The sequence below is a fragment of the Streptomyces sp. TLI_55 genome (genome assembly GCF_900206255.1).
Taxonomy (GTDB): Bacteria; Actinomycetota; Actinomycetes; order Streptomycetales; family Streptomycetaceae; genus Streptomyces; species Streptomyces aquilus.
This window is the reverse complement of the sequence record NZ_OAOJ01000001.1, coordinates 2051275-2066141: the sequence shown is the minus strand read 5'-3', so window position 1 is coordinate 2066141 and position 14867 is coordinate 2051275. Positions and strand designations below refer to the sequence as shown.

Here is a 14867-nt window from a genome sequence, read left to right as displayed (position 1 = left end):
GGCCCTAGGCGCCCTCGGGGGCTTCCCATTCCTTGAGAAGGACCACGTCCTTGAGGAACCCCCGCACCCCGAGGAACTGCGACAGATGCTCACGGTGTTCGTCGCACGCGAGCCAGGTCTTGCGCCGCTCCGGCGTGTGGATCTTCGGGTTGTTCCACGCGAGCACCCACACCGCGTCGGCCCGGCACCCCTTCGCCGAACAGATCGGCGCGGTCTCTTCACTCACTGGTCCGTCTCACAAACTGCGCTGAACAAGGCGACGCCGAGCAGCCACGGGGGGAGCTGCCCGGCGTCGGTCTGTCGCTCCGACGGGGGATGCGGAGCGCGTTGGAAGTATGTCACGGGTAACCCGTCGCACGGCACTGGAACAACATGATTGATCTGAGCTTTTCTTGAGCTTGGTCCGGAGGTGACGTCCGGTTGCAAGCCCTCCGCCGAGCGTCACATCCGCTCGTGAGGCTCGCTGCGCACACCCGCCGCCGGACCGCTCGCGGCGTCTTCCGGGACGGATTCCGCGAAGGGCTCATCAGCCGGCGCGGCCGAGATCATCGGCCGCATCGGAGCGGCCACGAAGGTGGACGGCAGACCCGGCGCGTTCTCCCGCCCGGCGTTCGCGATCACCACCGCGATGTAGGGAAGCAGCGCCCCCAGCACCAACGCGACGATCGCGACGTGCCGTTCGACGTTCCACAGGGTGGCCGCGAGGATCACCGACAGCGTGCGCACCGCCATCGAGATCACGTACCGCCGCTGCCGGCCGCGCACGTCTTCCTGAAGGCCCGCACGGGCTCCGGTGATCCGGAACACCTGGGCGCCGCCGCCTGCATGCTGCTTCCGCATCACATTCCACCATCCGCCCGCATCGGACTCTCCCCGGCCCGTTCCCGCTCCGCTCCCGGCACGAGAACCGGTCCCGGACACGTCCTACGTTACGCCGCACCTGCGCCGCCTACGAGACCGGGGCACCTCCCGCGAAGGCGAACGACCTGCGCTTCGGCACGTACGGGCCCCTCGACATGCGGCGTACGGCGCATGGGCCGACACTGACGGTAATGCTCACGTCGAGCCGTACAAGGAGGCAGCCATGGGCTGGTTGTGGGCGATCATCGTGGGATTCGTCCTGGGCCTGATCGCGAAGGCGATCATCCCGGGCAAGCAGCACAGTCCGCTCTGGCTGACGACCATCTTCGGCATGCTCGGCGCCCTCGTCGGCAACGCCATCGCCCGCTGGGCGGGCGTCGACGCCACCTCCGGCATCGACTGGAGCCGCCACGCCTTCCAGCTGATCGCCGCGATCATCATCGTGGGCGTGGGCGACATGCTGTACATGGCGACGCTGGGCAAGCGGAAACAGCGAGCGTGACCGGAGAGTGTGTACGACGACGGGGGCGGCCCTCTCGATGAGAGCCGCCCCCGTCGCGCTGACTACGCGTCGGTCACCTCGACCGCGGCCAGGTTCTTCTTCCCCCGCCGCAGCACCAGCCACCGCCCGTGAAGCAGGTCCTCCTTCGCGGGCACCGCGTCCTCGGACGCGACCTTGACGTTGTTCACGTAGGCCCCGCCCTCCTTCACGGTCCGCCGCGCCGCCGACTTGCTGGCCACGAGACCGACCTCGGCGAACATGTCCACGACCAGGCCGAGCTCGGCGACCTGGATGTGCGGCACCTCGGACAGCGCCGCCGCCAGCGTCCTGTCGTCCAGCTCCGCCAGCTCGCCCTGACCGAAGAGGGCCTTGGACGCGGCGATCACGGCCGCCGTCTGGTCGGCGCCGTGCACCAGCGTCGTCAGCTCCTCGGCCAGCGCACGCTGGGCGGCACGGGCCTGGGGGCGCTCCTCGGTCGCCTTCTCCAGCTCCTCGATCTCCGCACGGGACTTGAAGCTGAAGATGCGCAGGAACTTGGAGACGTCCCGGTCGTCCGCGTTCAGCCAGAACTGGTAGAAGGCGTACGGCGTGGTCATCTCGGGGTCGAGCCAGACCGTGCCGGACTCCGTCTTGCCGAACTTGGTGCCGTCGGCCTTGGTGATCAGCGGGGTGCCGAGCGCGTGCACCACGGCCTCCGGCTCGACCCGATGGATCAGGTCGGTGCCCGAGGTGAGGTTGCCCCACTGGTCGCTGCCGCCGGTCTGCAGGGTGCAGCCGTACCGCCGGTACAGCTCCAGGAAGTCCATGCCCTGCAGGATCTGGTAGCTGAACTCGGTGTAGCTGATGCCCGCGTCGGAGTTGAGTCGCCGGGAGACGGCCTCCTTCGCGATCATCTTGTTGACCCGGAAGTGCTTGCCGACGTCCCGCAGGAACTCGATGGCCGACAGGCCCTGCGTCCAGTCCAGGTTGTTCACCATGACCGCGGCGTTCGGCCCCTCGAAGTCCAGCAGCGGGGCGATCTGCGCGCGCAGCCGCTCGACCCACTGGCCGACGATCTCCGGGGCGTTGAGCGTGCGCTCGGAGTTCGGCTTCGGGTCACCGATCAGACCCGTCGCACCACCGACCAGGCCCAGGGGACGGTTGCCCGCGTCCTGGATCCGGCGCATCGTCAGGATCTGCACGAGGTTGCCGAGGTGCAGGCTGGGCGCGGTCGGGTCGAAGCCGCAATAGAACGTGACGGGACCGTCCGCGAACGCCTTGCGCAATGCGTCCTCGTCAGTGGAGAGGGCGATCAGCCCACGCCACTTCAGCTCGTCGACGATGTCCGTCACGGTTCTCGCGTCTCCTTGATGATCTTCGGGCAGCCGAGTGACTACCGGCTACGAGGTTATACGCCCCGGCTGACAGAGCTCATATTGAAGTCCGGCACCCGCAGGGCCGGCATCGCAGCCCTAGTGAACCAGTCGCTCCACTCCCTCGGCAGCGTCTTTTCCGTGCGCCCGGCCTCGGTGGCCCGGCCCAGCAGGTCCACCGGCGACTCGTTGAACCGGAAGTTGTTGACCTCGCCGGTCACCTCGCCGTTCTCGACGAGATAGACGCCGTCCCGGGTCAGCCCGGTCAGCAGCAGCGTCGCCGGATCGACCTCGCGGATGTACCACAGGCAGGTCAGCAGCAGCCCGCGCTCGGTGTTCGCGACCATCTCCTCCAGGGACCGGTCGTCGCCGCCGTCGAGGATCAGGTTGTCGATGGCCGGCGCCACCGGCAGCCCGGTCAGCCCGGCGCTGTGCCGGCTGGTGAGCAGGTTGCTCAGCTCGCCCTCGCGCATCCACTCGGTGGCCGTCAGCGGCAGCCCGTTGTCGAACACCGAGGAGTCCCCGCCGGAGGAGTGCGCGAGCACGAACGGCGCGGACTCCAGACCCGGCTCGTTCGGGTCGCTGCGCAGCGTCAGCGGCAGCTCGGTGAGCTTCTCGCCGAGCCGGGTCCGGGTGTCGCCGCCCGGCTTGGAGAACACCGTGCGGCCCTCGAACGCGTCCCGGCCCGACGCCGACCACATCTGGTAGATGAGCAGGTCCGCGACGGCGGTCGGCGGCAGCAGCGTCTCGTACCGCCCGGCGGGCAGATCGTGCTTGCGCTCGGCCCAGCCCAGGCGTACGGCGAGTTCGGCGTCCAGCGCGGCCGGGTCGACGTCCTTGAAGTCCCGGGTGGAGCGGCCCGCCCACGCCGAGCGCGTACGGTCCGGGGATTTGGCGTTCAGCTCGAGCGTGCCGTTGGGCTGGTCGTGACGCAGTCGAAGACCGGTGGAGGTGCCGAGGTAGCTGGAGACCAGCTCGTGATTGGCGAAACCGTACAGCTCGCGGCCGCCCGCACGCGCGCGTGCGAAGGATTCACCGAGCGCCGGGGCGAAGTCCGCGAAGACGGCGGAGGTCGTCTCGGAGGGCGCGTCCGTGAAGTCGGGGGAGGCCGGTACGGCCGTCACGAGCGGCTGCGCGTCCTCGGCGGGCGCGGCCCCGCGCGCGGCGGCCTCCGCGGCCCGCACCAGCGACTCCAGCTCGTCCACGGTGACGGCGGCCCGGGAGACGACACCCGAGGCGGTGCCCTCCTTGCCGTCGACCGTCGCGATCACGGTGAGGGTGCGCGAGCGCGTGACGCCGTTGGTGGTGAGCGCGTTGCCGGCCCAGCGCAGGTTCGCCGTGGACTGTTCGTCGGCGATGACGACACAGCCGTCCGCGCGGGACAGCTCCAGGGCGCGCTCGACGATCTCGTGCGGCTTGTTCGTACGAGAGCTCATCGACCGGCCTCCTGGGTGGTGTTCAGAATGTTGACGCCCTTGAAGAGGGCCGACGGGCAGCCGTGCGACACGGCGGCGACCTGGCCCGGCTGGGCCTTGCCGCAGTTGAAGGCGCCCCCGAGGACATAGGTCTGCGGACCGCCGACGGCGGCCATGGAGCCCCAGAAGTCGGTGGTGGTCGCCTGGTAGGCGACGTCCCGCAGCTGGCCGGCGATCCGGCCGTTCTCGATCTTGAAGAAGCGCTGGCCGGTGAACTGGAAGTTGTAGCGCTGCATGTCGATGGACCAGGAGCGGTCGCCGACGACGTAGATGCCGCGGTCGACGCCGCCGATCAGGTCCTCGGTCGACATGCCGGCCGGGTCGGGCTGCAGGGACACGTTGGCCATGCGCTGCACCGGCACATGGCCGGGGGAGTCGGCGAACGCGCAGCCGTTGGAGCGCTCGAAGCCGGTCAGCTTCGCGATCCGCCGGTCCAGCTGGTAGCCGACGAGCGTGCCGTCCTTCACCAGGTCCCAGGACTGGCCTTCGACGCCCTCGTCGTCGTAGCCGATGGTCGCGAGGCCGTGCTCGGCGGTGCGGTCACCCGTGACGTTCATCAGGTCGGAGCCGTAGCGCAGCTTGCCGAGCTGGTCGAAGGTGGCGAAGGAGGTGCCGGCGTAGGCGGCCTCGTAGCCGAGGGCGCGGTCCAGCTCGGTGGCGTGGCCGATGGACTCGTGGATGGTCAGCCACAGGTTGGACGGGTCGACGACCAGGTCGTACACCCCGGACTCGACACTCGGCGCCCGCATCTTCTCGGCGAGCAGCTCGGGGATCTGCGCCAGCTCGCTCTCCCAGTCCCAGCCGGTGCCGGTGAGGTACTCCCAGCCCCGGCCGACCGGCGGCGCGATGGTCCGCATCGAGTCGAACTCGCCGCTCGACTCGTCGACCGAGACCGCGGTCAGCGCCGGGTGCAGCCGCACCCGCTGCTGGGTGGTCACGGTCCCGGCGGTGTCGGCGTAGAACTTGTTCTCATGGACGGTGAGCAGCGAGGCGTCGACGTGGTTGACGCCGTTCGCCGCCAGCAGCCGCGCGCTCCACTCCGCGAGCAGCCCGGCCTTCTCCTCGTCGGGCACGGTGAACGGATCGATCTCGTACGACGAGATCCATGTCTTCTCGGCGTGCACCGGCTCGTCGGCCAGCTCGACCCGCTCGTCGGAACCGGCCGCCTTGATCACCTGGGCGGACAGCTTCGCCATGGCCACCGCCTGCGAGGCGACCCGCGCCGCCGCGTCCATGGTCAGATCGACGCCGGACGCGAATCCCCAGGTCCCACCGTGCACGACCCGCACCGCGTACCCGAGGTCGGTGGTGTCCGAGGACCCGGCGGGCTTGGCGTCCCGCAGCCGCCAGGACGCGCTGCGCACCCGCTCGAACCGGAAGTCCGCGTGCTCGGCACCCAGCGCACGCGCGCGTGCCAGCGCGGCGTCGGCGAGGGCGCGTAGCGGAAGCGCTGTGAAGGCTTCGTCGATGGTATGAGGCACCGAGGTATCTCCCTGCTGTCGTGACCTGTGGACTCCGATCATGTCGCGTGGGCGGGTCCAGGGGCCATACGTTTCCGACCGGAGCGCGCGTCCTTCTGTAGAGACCCGACAGTGAGTCCCCTTCGCCACTGTCGCTGCCCGATTGTCCGCCGGAGGCCGGGGACCGATAGATTTCCCAGGAAGCCGCCTGTCATCCAGGTGTTCGGGCGGGTATTCAGACCGCTATCGAAAGGGTGATCCGTTGAGCCGCTCGGTTCTCGTCACCGGAGGCAACCGGGGCATCGGCCTCGCCATTGCCCGCGCTTTCGCCGACGCCGGCGACAAGGTCGCGATCACGTACCGCTCGGGCGAGCCACCGACCGGCTTCCTCGCCGTCAAGTGCGACATCACCGACACCGAACAGGTGGAGCAGGCCTACAAGGAGATCGAGGCCGAGCACGGCCCGGTCGAGGTCCTGATCGCCAACGCCGGCATCACCAAGGACACGCTCCTGATGCGGATGTCCGAGGAGGACTTCACGTCCGTCCTCGACACCAACCTCACCGGCACCTTCCGCGTCGTCAAGCGCGCCAACCGCGGCATGCTGCGCGCCAAGAAGGGCCGTGTCGTCCTGATCTCGTCGGTCGTCGGGCTGTACGGCGGTCCGGGGCAGGCCAACTACGCCGCCTCCAAGGCCGCCTTGGTCGGTTTCGCGCGCTCGCTCGCGCGGGAGCTCGGCTCGCGCAACATCACGTTCAACGTCGTCGCCCCCGGCTTCGTCGACACCGACATGACCAAGGTGCTCACCGAAGAGCAGCGCGCGAACATCGTGCAGTCCGTGCCGCTCGGCCGCTACGCAAAGCCGGAGGAGATCGCCGCGACGGTGCGGTTCCTCGCCTCCGACGACGCCTCGTACATCACTGGAGCCGTCATCCCGGTTGACGGCGGACTGGGAATGGGTCACTGACACCATGGCTGGAATCCTCGACGGCAAGAAGATCCTCATCACCGGTGTGCTGATGGAGTCCTCCATCGCCTTCCACACCGCCAAGCTGGCCCAGGAGCAGGGCGCGGAGATCATCCTCACCGCCTGGCCGCGGCCGACCCTGACCGAGCGCATCGCCAAGAAGCTGCCTCAGCCGGAGAAGGTCAAGGTCCTGGAGCTCGACGTCTCCAACGACGAGCACCTCGCCCGCCTGGAGAGCCAGGTCCGCGAGCACCTCGGCGACAAGCTCGACGGCGTCGTGCACTCCATCGGCTTCGCGCCGCAGGACGCGCTCGGCGGCAACTTCCTGAACACGCCGTTCGAGTCCGTGGCCACCGCCATGCACGTCTCCGCCTTCTCCCTGAAGTCGCTGACCATGGCGCTGCTGCCGCTGATGACCGAGGGCGGCTCCGTCGTCGGCCTCACCTTCGACGCTCAGTTCGCCTGGCCGCAGTACGACTGGATGGGCCCGGCCAAGGCCGCCCTGGAGGCCACCAACCGCTACATGGCGCGTGACCTCGGCAAGCACGACATCCGCTGCAACCTGATCTCGGCGGGTCCGATCGGCTCCATGGCCGCCAAGTCCATCCCGGGCTTCTCCGAGCTGGCGGCCGTCTGGGACAGCCGCTCCCCGCTGGAGTGGAAGCTGGAGGACCCGGAGCCGGCCGGCAAGGGCGTCGTCGCCCTGCTGAGCGACTGGTTCCCGAAGACCACCGGTGAGATCGTCCACGTGGACGGCGGTCTGCACGCCATCGGTGCGTGATCTTTCCTACGGTGTGAGGGCCCGCGTTCTCCGGAACGCGGGCCCTCACCCGTTCGGCCCAACCGGCCGGGCGGGGGAGCGGCACAACTGGGCACTCTGGATTACGCGTTCACCGCTTCCCTCCCCAGCACGGCCGAGGAGGTCCCCCTTGTGCGCCTGTCCCGCAGCCTGGCCCCGATAGCCGTCGCCGCCGTCCTGCTGATGTCCCTGCCGCACGAAGCGTCGCCCCACGCGCGTGAGGACAAGGCACCGGACCTGTTCGGCGCCGCGTGCTACAGCAAGATCACCGGCTCCCGTGTGACCGCCTACTGCCACAACCCCTATCCCGACGTCGACGCGGTCCGGCTGCACATCGAGTGCGACCGCTGGTGGGACGTGGACAGCGACGGCGCCCCCGTGGAGGCCGGGCCCGCGCAGACCGTACGGCTCGACGGCCGCTGCTGGAAGGAAGTCCGCTCGGCGTGGGTCAGCCACCAGAAGGTGTGAACAGCCCCGGCCGGCACTGGAACGGATAGCCGGCCGCCCGCGCCGCGGCCGCCTCCGCGTCGCCCGCGCGGATCGCGTCCACCACCCCGGAGTGGTCCAGATACGACTCCGGCGTCATCTCCTCGCCGACGTCGTCGCGCAGCCAGTCCCGCAGCACCTCACCCAGGTCCGCGTACATCGCCGTCATGACGTCGTTGTGGGACGCCGACACCACCGCCAGGTGGAAGGTCGCGTCCGCCGCCACGAAGGCCTCCTTGTCCCGCGCCTCCCAGGCCTCCTCACGGCGTACCAGGAGCGCGTCGAGCTGCTTGAGGTCCTTCTCCGTACGCCGCCCGGCGGCCAGCTTCGCGGCGGCCGACTCCAGCGTGGAGCGCAGCTCGGCGATGTGCCGGGGGTCGGCGTCGGCGAACCGGCGCTGCATCACCCCGGCCAGCTCGCTGGTCGCCACGACGTATGTGCCGGAGCCCTGGCGGATGTCCAGCAGGCCGTTGTGCGCGAGCGCGCGGACGGCCTCACGGACCGTGTTGCGAGCCACCCCGAGCTGGTCGACCAGCTCCGGCTCGGTCGGGATGCGTGAGCCGACCGGCCACTCACCGGAGGTGATCTGCTGCCGCAGCGCGGCGATGACCTGCTCGGACAGCGCCGATCGACGGGGGTGGCTCAGAGGCATGGCACACCTTCGCACGGGACGGGCGCCCGGAGGCGGCCGGGGGATGGACAACCAATCATCCAATGATTCTATGATGGACGGCATGGCAAGCGAGGAAACCCGGACGACGACGTCCCCGCACATACGAAGCTCGGCGACCGGCGAGACCCCCGAACCGGCCACGCGCGCGTGGACGACACGGCTGCTCGTGCTCGGCATCGTGCTGGCCGCCGTCAACCTCCGCCCCGCCATCACCAGCCTGGGCGCCCTCCTGGAGGAGGTCCGCGACGGTCTCGGGATGAGCGGCAGCGTCGCCGGGATCCTCACCTCCGTGCCCCCGCTGTGCTTCGCCGTCTTCGGCGTCATGGCCCCGCGCCTCGCCCGCCGTTTCGGCCCGGGCGCGGTCGTCTGCGCCGGCATGGCCGCCATCACCGCGGGCCTGCTGGTCCGGCCCTACGTCGGCGGCACCGCCGGCTTCCTGGCCGCCAGCGCCCTCGCCCTCATGGGCATCGCCGTCAGCAACGTCCTGATGCCGGTCATCGTCAAGCGCTGGTTCCCCGACCGGGTCGGCTCCATGACCGGCCTGTACTCGATGGCCCTGGCCCTCGGCACCGCCACGGCCGCCGCGGCGACCGTGCCGATGACGGACCTGCTGGGCGGCAGCTGGCAGACCGGGCTCGCCGTGTGGGCGGGCCTGGCCGCCGTCGCCGTACTGCCGTGGATCCCGTTCGTACGGCAGCGGGACGGCGTACGTCAGGACGACGGGGTACGACAGCAGGGCGGCGTACGGCAGCAGGGCGGCGTACGGCAGCAGGACGGCGTACCGCAGCAGGGCGCGGCCCCCGCCGGGCAGGCGTCCGCGCGTGAGGCGCGGCCCGCGCTGCGGATCACCCGGAGCCGCACCGCCTGGGCGCTCGCCGTCTTCTTCGGCCTCCAGGCCACCGCCGCCTACATCACGATGGGCTGGATGCCGCAGATCTTCCGGGACGCGGGCGTGCCCGCGAGCACGGCGGGACTGCTGCTGGCCGTGACGATGGTGATGGGCGTACCGCTCGCCTTCGTCATCCCGCGCGTGGCCGGCCGGCTGCCGCACCAGGGCCCGATCGTGCTCGCGCTCGGCGTCTGCGGCCTCGTGGGCTACGCCGGGCTGTACCTCGCGCCGGCCGCCGGAGCGTGGGTCTGGGCCCTGCTCCTGGGCATCTCCAACTGCTCCTTCCCGCTGGCCCTCACCATGGTCGGGATGCGGGCCAGGAGCGGCGCGGGCGTCGCCCAGCTGTCCGCGTTCGCGCAGAGCACCGGCTATCTCATCTCCATCCCCGGGCCGCTCCTCGTGGGCGTGCTCTACCAGCACAGCGGCGGCTGGGGGCTGCCGATCGCCCTCATGGCCGGGCTGATGATCCCGCAGATGGTCGTGGGCGTGCTCGCCGGACGCGATCGCACGGTCGAGGAGGAGGCGGCCCGCTGACCCCACCCCCACCGGGGCGTCGGCGGACAGGGGTGCGAGACTTGCCGCATGCCAGTGCTCGACCCGAACCCCCAGAACGGCCAGAAGAAGATGCTGCTCGTCTTCGGCTCGTTCCTCGCCATCTTCGTGATCATCGCCGTCATCGCGACCATCGCCTCGCCGTGACCCCGTCCGCCTCCCGGGGGCGGGGGTGGGGTTATCCCCCGGTCCCCTAGGGGGCGAGTCTCAGGGTCAACTGGGTGGATCACCGGATGGGTTGGGGACCGCCGGATCCGTACCTTCGAGATGTGGCCGCGACCGAGCGGACCACCGGCCCACTCGGAGAGACGCGGAGGCACCCATGTCGGCCCCATCGCACACCCCGCCCCACCCGGCGACCCGGGGTCGCGCCGACATCCGGCTGCCCTGGTGGGCCCTCGCCCTGCCGACGCTCGCCTTCATCACCCTGCTCGCGCTGATACTCAACCCGGCCGACGCACAGGCCGCCGGGGGCGACCCGGCGATCACTCATCTCTTCGAGCGTATACAGCAGCTGGCCGCGCGCTGACCGGCCCGGACTCCCCGGCCCGCGGTGATCGTCCGGCACCGTCGCGGCCGCATGTCAACTCCCTGCGCCCCATGGCCTGTTTCATGCGAAGCTGGGTTCCATGAGCGTCGCAGAACCCCGCAGGATTGTCCTTTTCCGGCATGCGAAAGCCGACTGGCCACAGGTGTCCGACCATGAGCGACCGCTTGCCGAGCGGGGACGCATGGACGCGGCCGTGGCAGGGCGGAAGCTGGCCGACTCCGACATCACCCTCGACCTGGCCCTGTGCTCCACGGCGATCCGCACCCGTGAGACCTGGAAGCTCGCCGTGCACGAACTCGCGCACCGGCCGAAAACCGTCTATGAGGAGCGGGTCTACGAGGCCTCTCCCGGCGAGCTCATCGCCGTGCTCAACGAGACCCCGGACGACTCCCAGAACGTCGTCCTGATCGGCCACAACCCCGGGGTGCAGGGTCTCGCCGAGATCCTTGCGGGCTCGGCCGAGGGCGACGCCCGCGAGCGGATGAGCCGCCGCGGCTTCCCCGCCGCCGCGTTCGCGGTCCTGTCCTTCACCGGTTCCTGGAAGAGCCTGGAGCCGGGCGTGGCCACCCTCCTCGACTACTGGGCACCGTCGGAATGATCCGCACCGAGGCATGAGGACGGCAGGGGCCCGGCACCGTCACGGTGCCGGGCCCCTGCCGGATCCTCCGAGCGCTCAGAGCTGGTCGTCGTGGGTGTCCGCCGCCTCGACCTCTTCGCGGGTGACACCGAGCAGATAGAGGACGGTGTCCAGGAACGGCACGTTCACCGCGGTGTGCGCGGCCTCCCGCACCACCGGCTTGGCGTTGAAGGCGACGCCGAGGCCGGCCGCGTTCAGCATGTCCAGGTCATTGGCCCCGTCACCGATGGCCACGGTCTGCGACAGCGGCACCCCCGCCTCGGCGGCGAACCGGCGCAGCAGCCGCGCCTTGCCGGCCCGGTCCACGATCTCGCCGGTGACCCGCCCGGTCAGCTTGCCGTCGACGATCTCCAGGGTGTTGGCCTGGGCGAAGTCCAGCCCGAGCCGCTCCTTCAGATCGTCGGTGACCTGGGTGAAACCGCCGGAGACGACGCCGACTTGGTAGCCGAGACGCTTGAGGGTGCGGATGAGGGTGCGGGCGCCGGGGGTCAGCCGTACCTCGGTGCGCACCTTCTCGACGACGGACGCGTCCAGCCCCTCCAGCAGGGCCACGCGCGCGTGCAGCGACTGCTCGAAGTCCAGTTCCCCGCGCATCGCGGCCGCCGTCACCTCGGCGACCTTGTCCTCGCAGCCGGCGTGCGCCGCGAAGAGCTCGATGACCTCGTCCTGGATGAGGGTGGAGTCCACGTCCATGACGACGAGCCGCTGAGCGCGCCGGTGCAGGCCCGCCGCGACGACGGCGACGTCCACGCCGAGTGCGGCGGCGTCGGTCACCAGCGCGGTGCGCAGCGGCGCGGTCTCGACACCGGACACCGCGAACTCCACGGCCGTCACCGGGTACTTGGCGAGCCGGAAGATGCGGTCGATGTTGCCGCCGGCCTTGGTGATCCGGGCGGCGATCGCGGCCGTGGCCTCCGCGGTGAGCGGGTGGCCGAGCACGGTGACCAGGGAGCGGCCGAGGCCACGGGGGCGGTTGTCGCCGAGGCCGGAGATGATCTCCGCCTGCATCTTCACCGACTCCGCCCAGCTGTGGACGGTCGACCGCAGATCGCCCTCGAGCCCGCGCGGCGGCTCGGTCACGAGCGCGCACAGCACCATCCGGCCACGGGTGACGACCTGCTCGATGTCGACGACGTCGACCGAGTAGGCGGCGAGGGTGTCGAAGAGACCGGCCGTGATGCCCGGCTTGTCCTTGCCGAAGATCTTGACGAGAAGAGTGGGTACGTCGGAGGTCTGCGAAGCGCTCATGGTGTACCCACCGTATCCGGCACGCAGTGCCTTGCGCCCCTGAGGTCCGCCTGGCGGACAGGGAACACTCGGTGTCTTTCAGATGGAGCGGATCTTACGCACCGCCCCACGGCCCCCGCGCAGTCACCTCCGTCCCTTGGGCCTGCCGGGCGGGGGAGGAGGCGGGGGCGGCGGAGGCGGCGGCTGAATCGGCCGCACCATGGTGGGCGCGCCGTACATGTCGTTCCCGGCAGGGGGCGACTCGTCGGGCGGGTCCCCGTCGTCGGACCCGCGCGAGCCATCGTGCCGACCAGGGTCCCCGGTCTGCCCGGCATCGTCGCCCGGCTCTCCGGGACGTGAACGTTCAGGTCCGGGCGGTGGGTTGTACTGCGGTCGTGAGTCCTCGGGCGGTGGTTCGTACCGCGGTCGTGAGTCTCCCGGCGGGGCGCCCGCCGTCCCCGCTTCACGCCGGTCGGACGGACGTGCGTCCTGCGGACCTCGCAGCTCCTCCGGTACGCGCAGATACGGATTGGTGTCGGGATTCGGCGGCCGGTACGGCGTACCCGGCACATACGGCCCAGCCTCCTCCGAGGCTCCGCCGCGTCCCGTATCCGAAGCTCCACCCTGACCCACAGGTCCAGCCCAGCCCTCACCGGCATCCGGCCCACCCCCGCCTCCGCGCGACCACTCCCCGCGCTCACCGGCATAAGGCGCAGCCGGGCCTTCACCGGCGTACGGCCCAGTCCAGGAGCCGTCTCCCTGCGACCCAGCCCAGGAGCCGCCTGCGTGCGGCTCAGCCCAAGCCCCGCCCCCCTGCGACCCAGCCCCCGACCGCCCGGCATACGGCCCAGGCCCACCGCCCGAACCCACCGAGACCCCAGAGCCACCCCCGCCCCCCGAACCCCCAGCGACCCCCGCAGCCCCCGCCAAGTCACCCAGTGCCAAAGCAGCCGCCCGCCGCCCGGCCGCCCCCGTCGCCCGGGCCAGCAAGGCACCGGCTGCGCCCGCGCCCGCGCCCCACAGGGCGCCCAGGAGCAGGGCCATGCCGAGGTGGCCGTGGAGTTCGATGCCGGCGCCGAACGCGTCGAAGCCCAGTACCGACAGCGAGGCGTCCACCGACACCTCCGTCAGCCAGGCCAGCAACGGCAGCGCCAACGCGGTCACCAACCCCAACCGCAGCGCACAGCGCCCGGCGAAGCCGAGGGCGCCCGGATCACGTACGTACGAGGCACCCGGGCCCGAACCCGGCCCCGCGCCCCTCACCACCACCCCCACCGGCGTCCGCACCGCCGCCAACACCCCCGCCAGCAGCATCATCACGGCCGCCGCGACCGCCAACAGCCAGACCCGGCTGTCGAGTTCGGCGAGGCGGGAGAGGGAGACGGACTCGTCGCGTTGGGAGCTGAGCAGATCGTCCAGGGGAGCAGGGAGGAAGGCGGTCAGGGGGCCCGTCGCGCGGCCGTCCCACGGGACGAACAGGCCGATCGGGATGCCCAGCCAGGTGCCGTTGGGCGTGCCCAGCAGCGCCGCGCCCGCGATCCGCTTCGGGTGGTCGTCGCCGATCGCCGCGTACGCCGCCGCCGCGAGCCCCGCCGCGACCGCGACCAGCAGCACGGCGACGAGGGCCGACACCGCCGGGCGGACCATCCGGTGCAGGGCTTCCCAGCCGCGCGGCAACGGCGTACGGCGGGACGCCAGCAGGGCGATCAGCAGGATGCCGGCCGACCAGCCCAGCCCGCCCAGCAGCGTCGGCACCGTGTCCACCGTGAAGCCGACCGCCGCCTTCGCGTCGACCAGGTTGCCGATCTTGTCCGGCAGCAGCCCTCCGATGTTCCCCACGTCACCTAGCCCGGGGATCTTCAGGCCGCCGCCACCCCCGCCTCCGCCGCCGGGCAGCTTGTCCAGCCCGAGCGCGCCGCCGTCGATGGTGATGACGTCGTGCCCCGCCCAGGCCAGCCCGCCCAGCGTGGCCACGAAGAGGACGACCACCGCGCCCGCGCGCGCGAGGAGTTCGGCCGGTGCGATCACAACTCCCGCCGACCGCAGGGATCGTAGAAAGAACCATGACAAAAGGAGCGCGCCGACCAGGCTCACCCCCAGTGGCGTGATCTCGATGGCGGTCGCCGCTTCCGCGCCGGTCAGTCCGAAGGCGGACACATCGCCGGACGGCGTCACCGAACCACCCGCCCCAAGCGCCACCACCGCCGCGGTCATCGGGCCCAGCGAGGCCGTCGCGTCCGCGCCCAGCAGATGCAGTCCGAGCGCTGCGACGCCGGCCATGCCGATCAACGCCCAGCTCACGGCGACGATCGCGGTCAGCAGGATGTCTCCCCACGGCGGCTTCGCGCCGTACTTCGTGGGCTCGACGTTCCTGGACGCACTCATGGCAGACCCCCCGATCCGCGGCGCGGCGATCGCCGCGCATGTCCCCCTCGCG

16 protein-coding genes are annotated in these 14867 nt (G+C 70.9%); 8 read left to right on the top strand and 8 right to left on the bottom strand.

The features are described from left to right. Positions 1 to 4 precede the first annotated feature (4 nt). Positions 5 to 226, bottom strand: coding sequence for a hypothetical protein (locus tag CRP56_RS09620; protein WP_097262261.1), 222 nt, complete (start codon positions 224 to 226; stop codon positions 5 to 7). A 215-nt stretch (positions 227 to 441) separates the two neighbouring features. Continuing rightward, entirely contained in the window at positions 442 to 840 is a 399-nt protein-coding gene (locus CRP56_RS09615; protein WP_097262259.1) for a DUF3099 domain-containing protein, read from the bottom strand. A 244-nt stretch (positions 841 to 1084) separates the two neighbouring features. On the opposite strand from CRP56_RS09615, the gene CRP56_RS09610 reads away from it, so the two are divergent. Beyond that, positions 1085 to 1363, top strand: a complete 279-nt coding sequence (locus CRP56_RS09610; protein WP_079308190.1) for a GlsB/YeaQ/YmgE family stress response membrane protein — start codon at positions 1085 to 1087, stop codon at positions 1361 to 1363. A gap of 62 nt (positions 1364 to 1425) precedes the next feature. Here the strand turns inward: CRP56_RS09610 and tyrS are convergent, their stop codons facing one another. Genes tyrS through CRP56_RS09595 form a run of 3 tightly spaced genes read right to left on the bottom strand, consistent with a single transcriptional unit; the run spans position 1426 to position 5671 of the window. After that, on the bottom strand, positions 1426 to 2694 hold the full coding sequence (tyrS, locus tag CRP56_RS09605; RefSeq protein WP_097262257.1) for a tyrosine--tRNA ligase: 1269 nt from the start codon (positions 2692 to 2694) through the stop codon (positions 1426 to 1428). Positions 2695 to 2750: 56 nt separating this feature from the next. Beyond that, positions 2751 to 4151 carry a metallopeptidase TldD-related protein gene (locus CRP56_RS09600; RefSeq protein WP_097262255.1) on the bottom strand — a complete coding sequence of 467 codons (1401 nt, stop codon included), beginning with the start codon at positions 4149 to 4151 and terminating at the stop codon, positions 2751 to 2753. Continuing rightward, positions 4148 to 5671, bottom strand: coding sequence for a TldD/PmbA family protein (locus CRP56_RS09595; RefSeq protein ID WP_097262252.1), 1524 nt, complete (start codon positions 5669 to 5671; stop codon positions 4148 to 4150). The genes CRP56_RS09600 and CRP56_RS09595 overlap by 4 nt, the downstream gene beginning before the upstream one ends. 241 nt (positions 5672 to 5912) lie before the next feature. On the opposite strand from CRP56_RS09595, the gene fabG reads away from it, so the two are divergent. From fabG to CRP56_RS09580, 3 genes are all read left to right on the top strand, one after another. Further along, the gene (gene fabG, locus CRP56_RS09590) at positions 5913 to 6617 is read left to right on the top strand and encodes a 3-oxoacyl-[acyl-carrier-protein] reductase (RefSeq protein WP_097262250.1); all 705 of its coding nucleotides are present in this window, start codon (positions 5913 to 5915) and stop codon (positions 6615 to 6617) included. 4 nt (positions 6618 to 6621) lie between these two features. Further along, a complete protein-coding gene (fabI, locus tag CRP56_RS09585) occupies positions 6622 to 7398 on the top strand; it encodes an enoyl-ACP reductase FabI (protein WP_097262248.1) in 777 nt (258 codons plus the stop codon). A 150-nt stretch (positions 7399 to 7548) separates the two neighbouring features. Beyond that, positions 7549 to 7884 carry a hypothetical protein gene (locus CRP56_RS09580; RefSeq protein ID WP_097262246.1) on the top strand — a complete coding sequence of 112 codons (336 nt, stop codon included), beginning with the start codon at positions 7549 to 7551 and terminating at the stop codon, positions 7882 to 7884. Here the strand turns inward: CRP56_RS09580 and CRP56_RS09575 are convergent. Continuing rightward, positions 7865 to 8554 carry a FadR/GntR family transcriptional regulator gene (locus CRP56_RS09575; RefSeq protein WP_097262244.1) on the bottom strand — a complete coding sequence of 230 codons (690 nt, stop codon included), beginning with the start codon at positions 8552 to 8554 and terminating at the stop codon, positions 7865 to 7867. The two genes, CRP56_RS09580 and CRP56_RS09575, sit on opposite strands and share 20 nt — an antisense overlap. Before the next feature lie 70 nt (positions 8555 to 8624). Here CRP56_RS09575 and CRP56_RS09570 point away from each other — a divergent pair, with 70 nt between their 5' ends. The 4 genes from CRP56_RS09570 (at position 8625) to CRP56_RS09555 (ending at position 11164) form a co-directional block, all read left to right on the top strand. Next, positions 8625 to 9998: a CynX/NimT family MFS transporter gene (locus CRP56_RS09570; protein ID WP_097262242.1), complete on the top strand. Its 1374-nt coding sequence runs from the start codon at positions 8625 to 8627 to the stop codon at positions 9996 to 9998. A 48-nt stretch (positions 9999 to 10046) separates the two neighbouring features. Continuing rightward, the gene (locus CRP56_RS48320) at positions 10047 to 10163 is read left to right on the top strand and encodes an SGM_5486 family transporter-associated protein (RefSeq protein WP_097262240.1); all 117 of its coding nucleotides are present in this window, start codon (positions 10047 to 10049) and stop codon (positions 10161 to 10163) included. Positions 10164 to 10338: 175 nt separating this feature from the next. Then, a complete protein-coding gene (locus tag CRP56_RS09560) occupies positions 10339 to 10545 on the top strand; it encodes a hypothetical protein (RefSeq protein ID WP_097262237.1) in 207 nt (68 codons plus the stop codon). Between the two features lie 100 nt (positions 10546 to 10645). Beyond that, positions 10646 to 11164 carry a SixA phosphatase family protein gene (locus tag CRP56_RS09555; RefSeq protein ID WP_097262235.1) on the top strand — a complete coding sequence of 173 codons (519 nt, stop codon included), beginning with the start codon at positions 10646 to 10648 and terminating at the stop codon, positions 11162 to 11164. Between the two features lie 75 nt (positions 11165 to 11239). Here CRP56_RS09555 and serB read toward each other — a convergent pair whose 3' ends face one another. Together serB and CRP56_RS09545 are read right to left on the bottom strand one after the other, a co-directional pair. After that, the gene (gene serB / locus CRP56_RS09550; RefSeq protein ID WP_097262233.1) at positions 11240 to 12451 is read right to left on the bottom strand and encodes a phosphoserine phosphatase SerB; all 1212 of its coding nucleotides are present in this window, start codon (positions 12449 to 12451) and stop codon (positions 11240 to 11242) included. A 123-nt stretch (positions 12452 to 12574) separates the two neighbouring features. After that, positions 12575 to 14815: a streptophobe family protein gene (locus CRP56_RS09545; RefSeq protein WP_097273879.1), complete on the bottom strand. Its 2241-nt coding sequence runs from the start codon at positions 14813 to 14815 to the stop codon at positions 12575 to 12577. Positions 14816 to 14867 lie beyond the last annotated feature (52 nt).

What these genes read in the sequence shown, in the direction of transcription:
- CRP56_RS09545 (WP_097273879.1), bottom strand. Translation starts at nt 14,815, where the DNA reads ATGAGTGCGTCCAGGAACGTCGAGCCCACGAAGTACGGCGCGAAGCCG.
- CRP56_RS09610 (WP_079308190.1), top strand. Translation starts at nt 1,085, where the DNA reads ATGGGCTGGTTGTGGGCGATCATCGTGGGATTCGTCCTGGGCCTGATC.
- CRP56_RS09560 (WP_097262237.1), top strand. Translation starts at nt 10,339, where the DNA reads ATGTCGGCCCCATCGCACACCCCGCCCCACCCGGCGACCCGGGGTCGC.
- CRP56_RS09615 (WP_097262259.1), bottom strand. Translation starts at nt 840, where the DNA reads ATGCGGAAGCAGCATGCAGGCGGCGGCGCCCAGGTGTTCCGGATCACC.
- CRP56_RS09600 (WP_097262255.1), bottom strand. Translation starts at nt 4,151, where the DNA reads ATGAGCTCTCGTACGAACAAGCCGCACGAGATCGTCGAGCGCGCCCTG.
- CRP56_RS09570 (WP_097262242.1), top strand. Translation starts at nt 8,625, where the DNA reads ATGATGGACGGCATGGCAAGCGAGGAAACCCGGACGACGACGTCCCCG.
- serB (WP_097262233.1), bottom strand. Translation starts at nt 12,451, where the DNA reads ATGAGCGCTTCGCAGACCTCCGACGTACCCACTCTTCTCGTCAAGATC.
- fabI (WP_097262248.1), top strand. Translation starts at nt 6,622, where the DNA reads ATGGCTGGAATCCTCGACGGCAAGAAGATCCTCATCACCGGTGTGCTG.
- CRP56_RS09555 (WP_097262235.1), top strand. Translation starts at nt 10,646, where the DNA reads ATGAGCGTCGCAGAACCCCGCAGGATTGTCCTTTTCCGGCATGCGAAA.
- CRP56_RS48320 (WP_097262240.1), top strand. Translation starts at nt 10,047, where the DNA reads ATGCCAGTGCTCGACCCGAACCCCCAGAACGGCCAGAAGAAGATGCTG.
- CRP56_RS09575 (WP_097262244.1), bottom strand. Translation starts at nt 8,554, where the DNA reads ATGCCTCTGAGCCACCCCCGTCGATCGGCGCTGTCCGAGCAGGTCATC.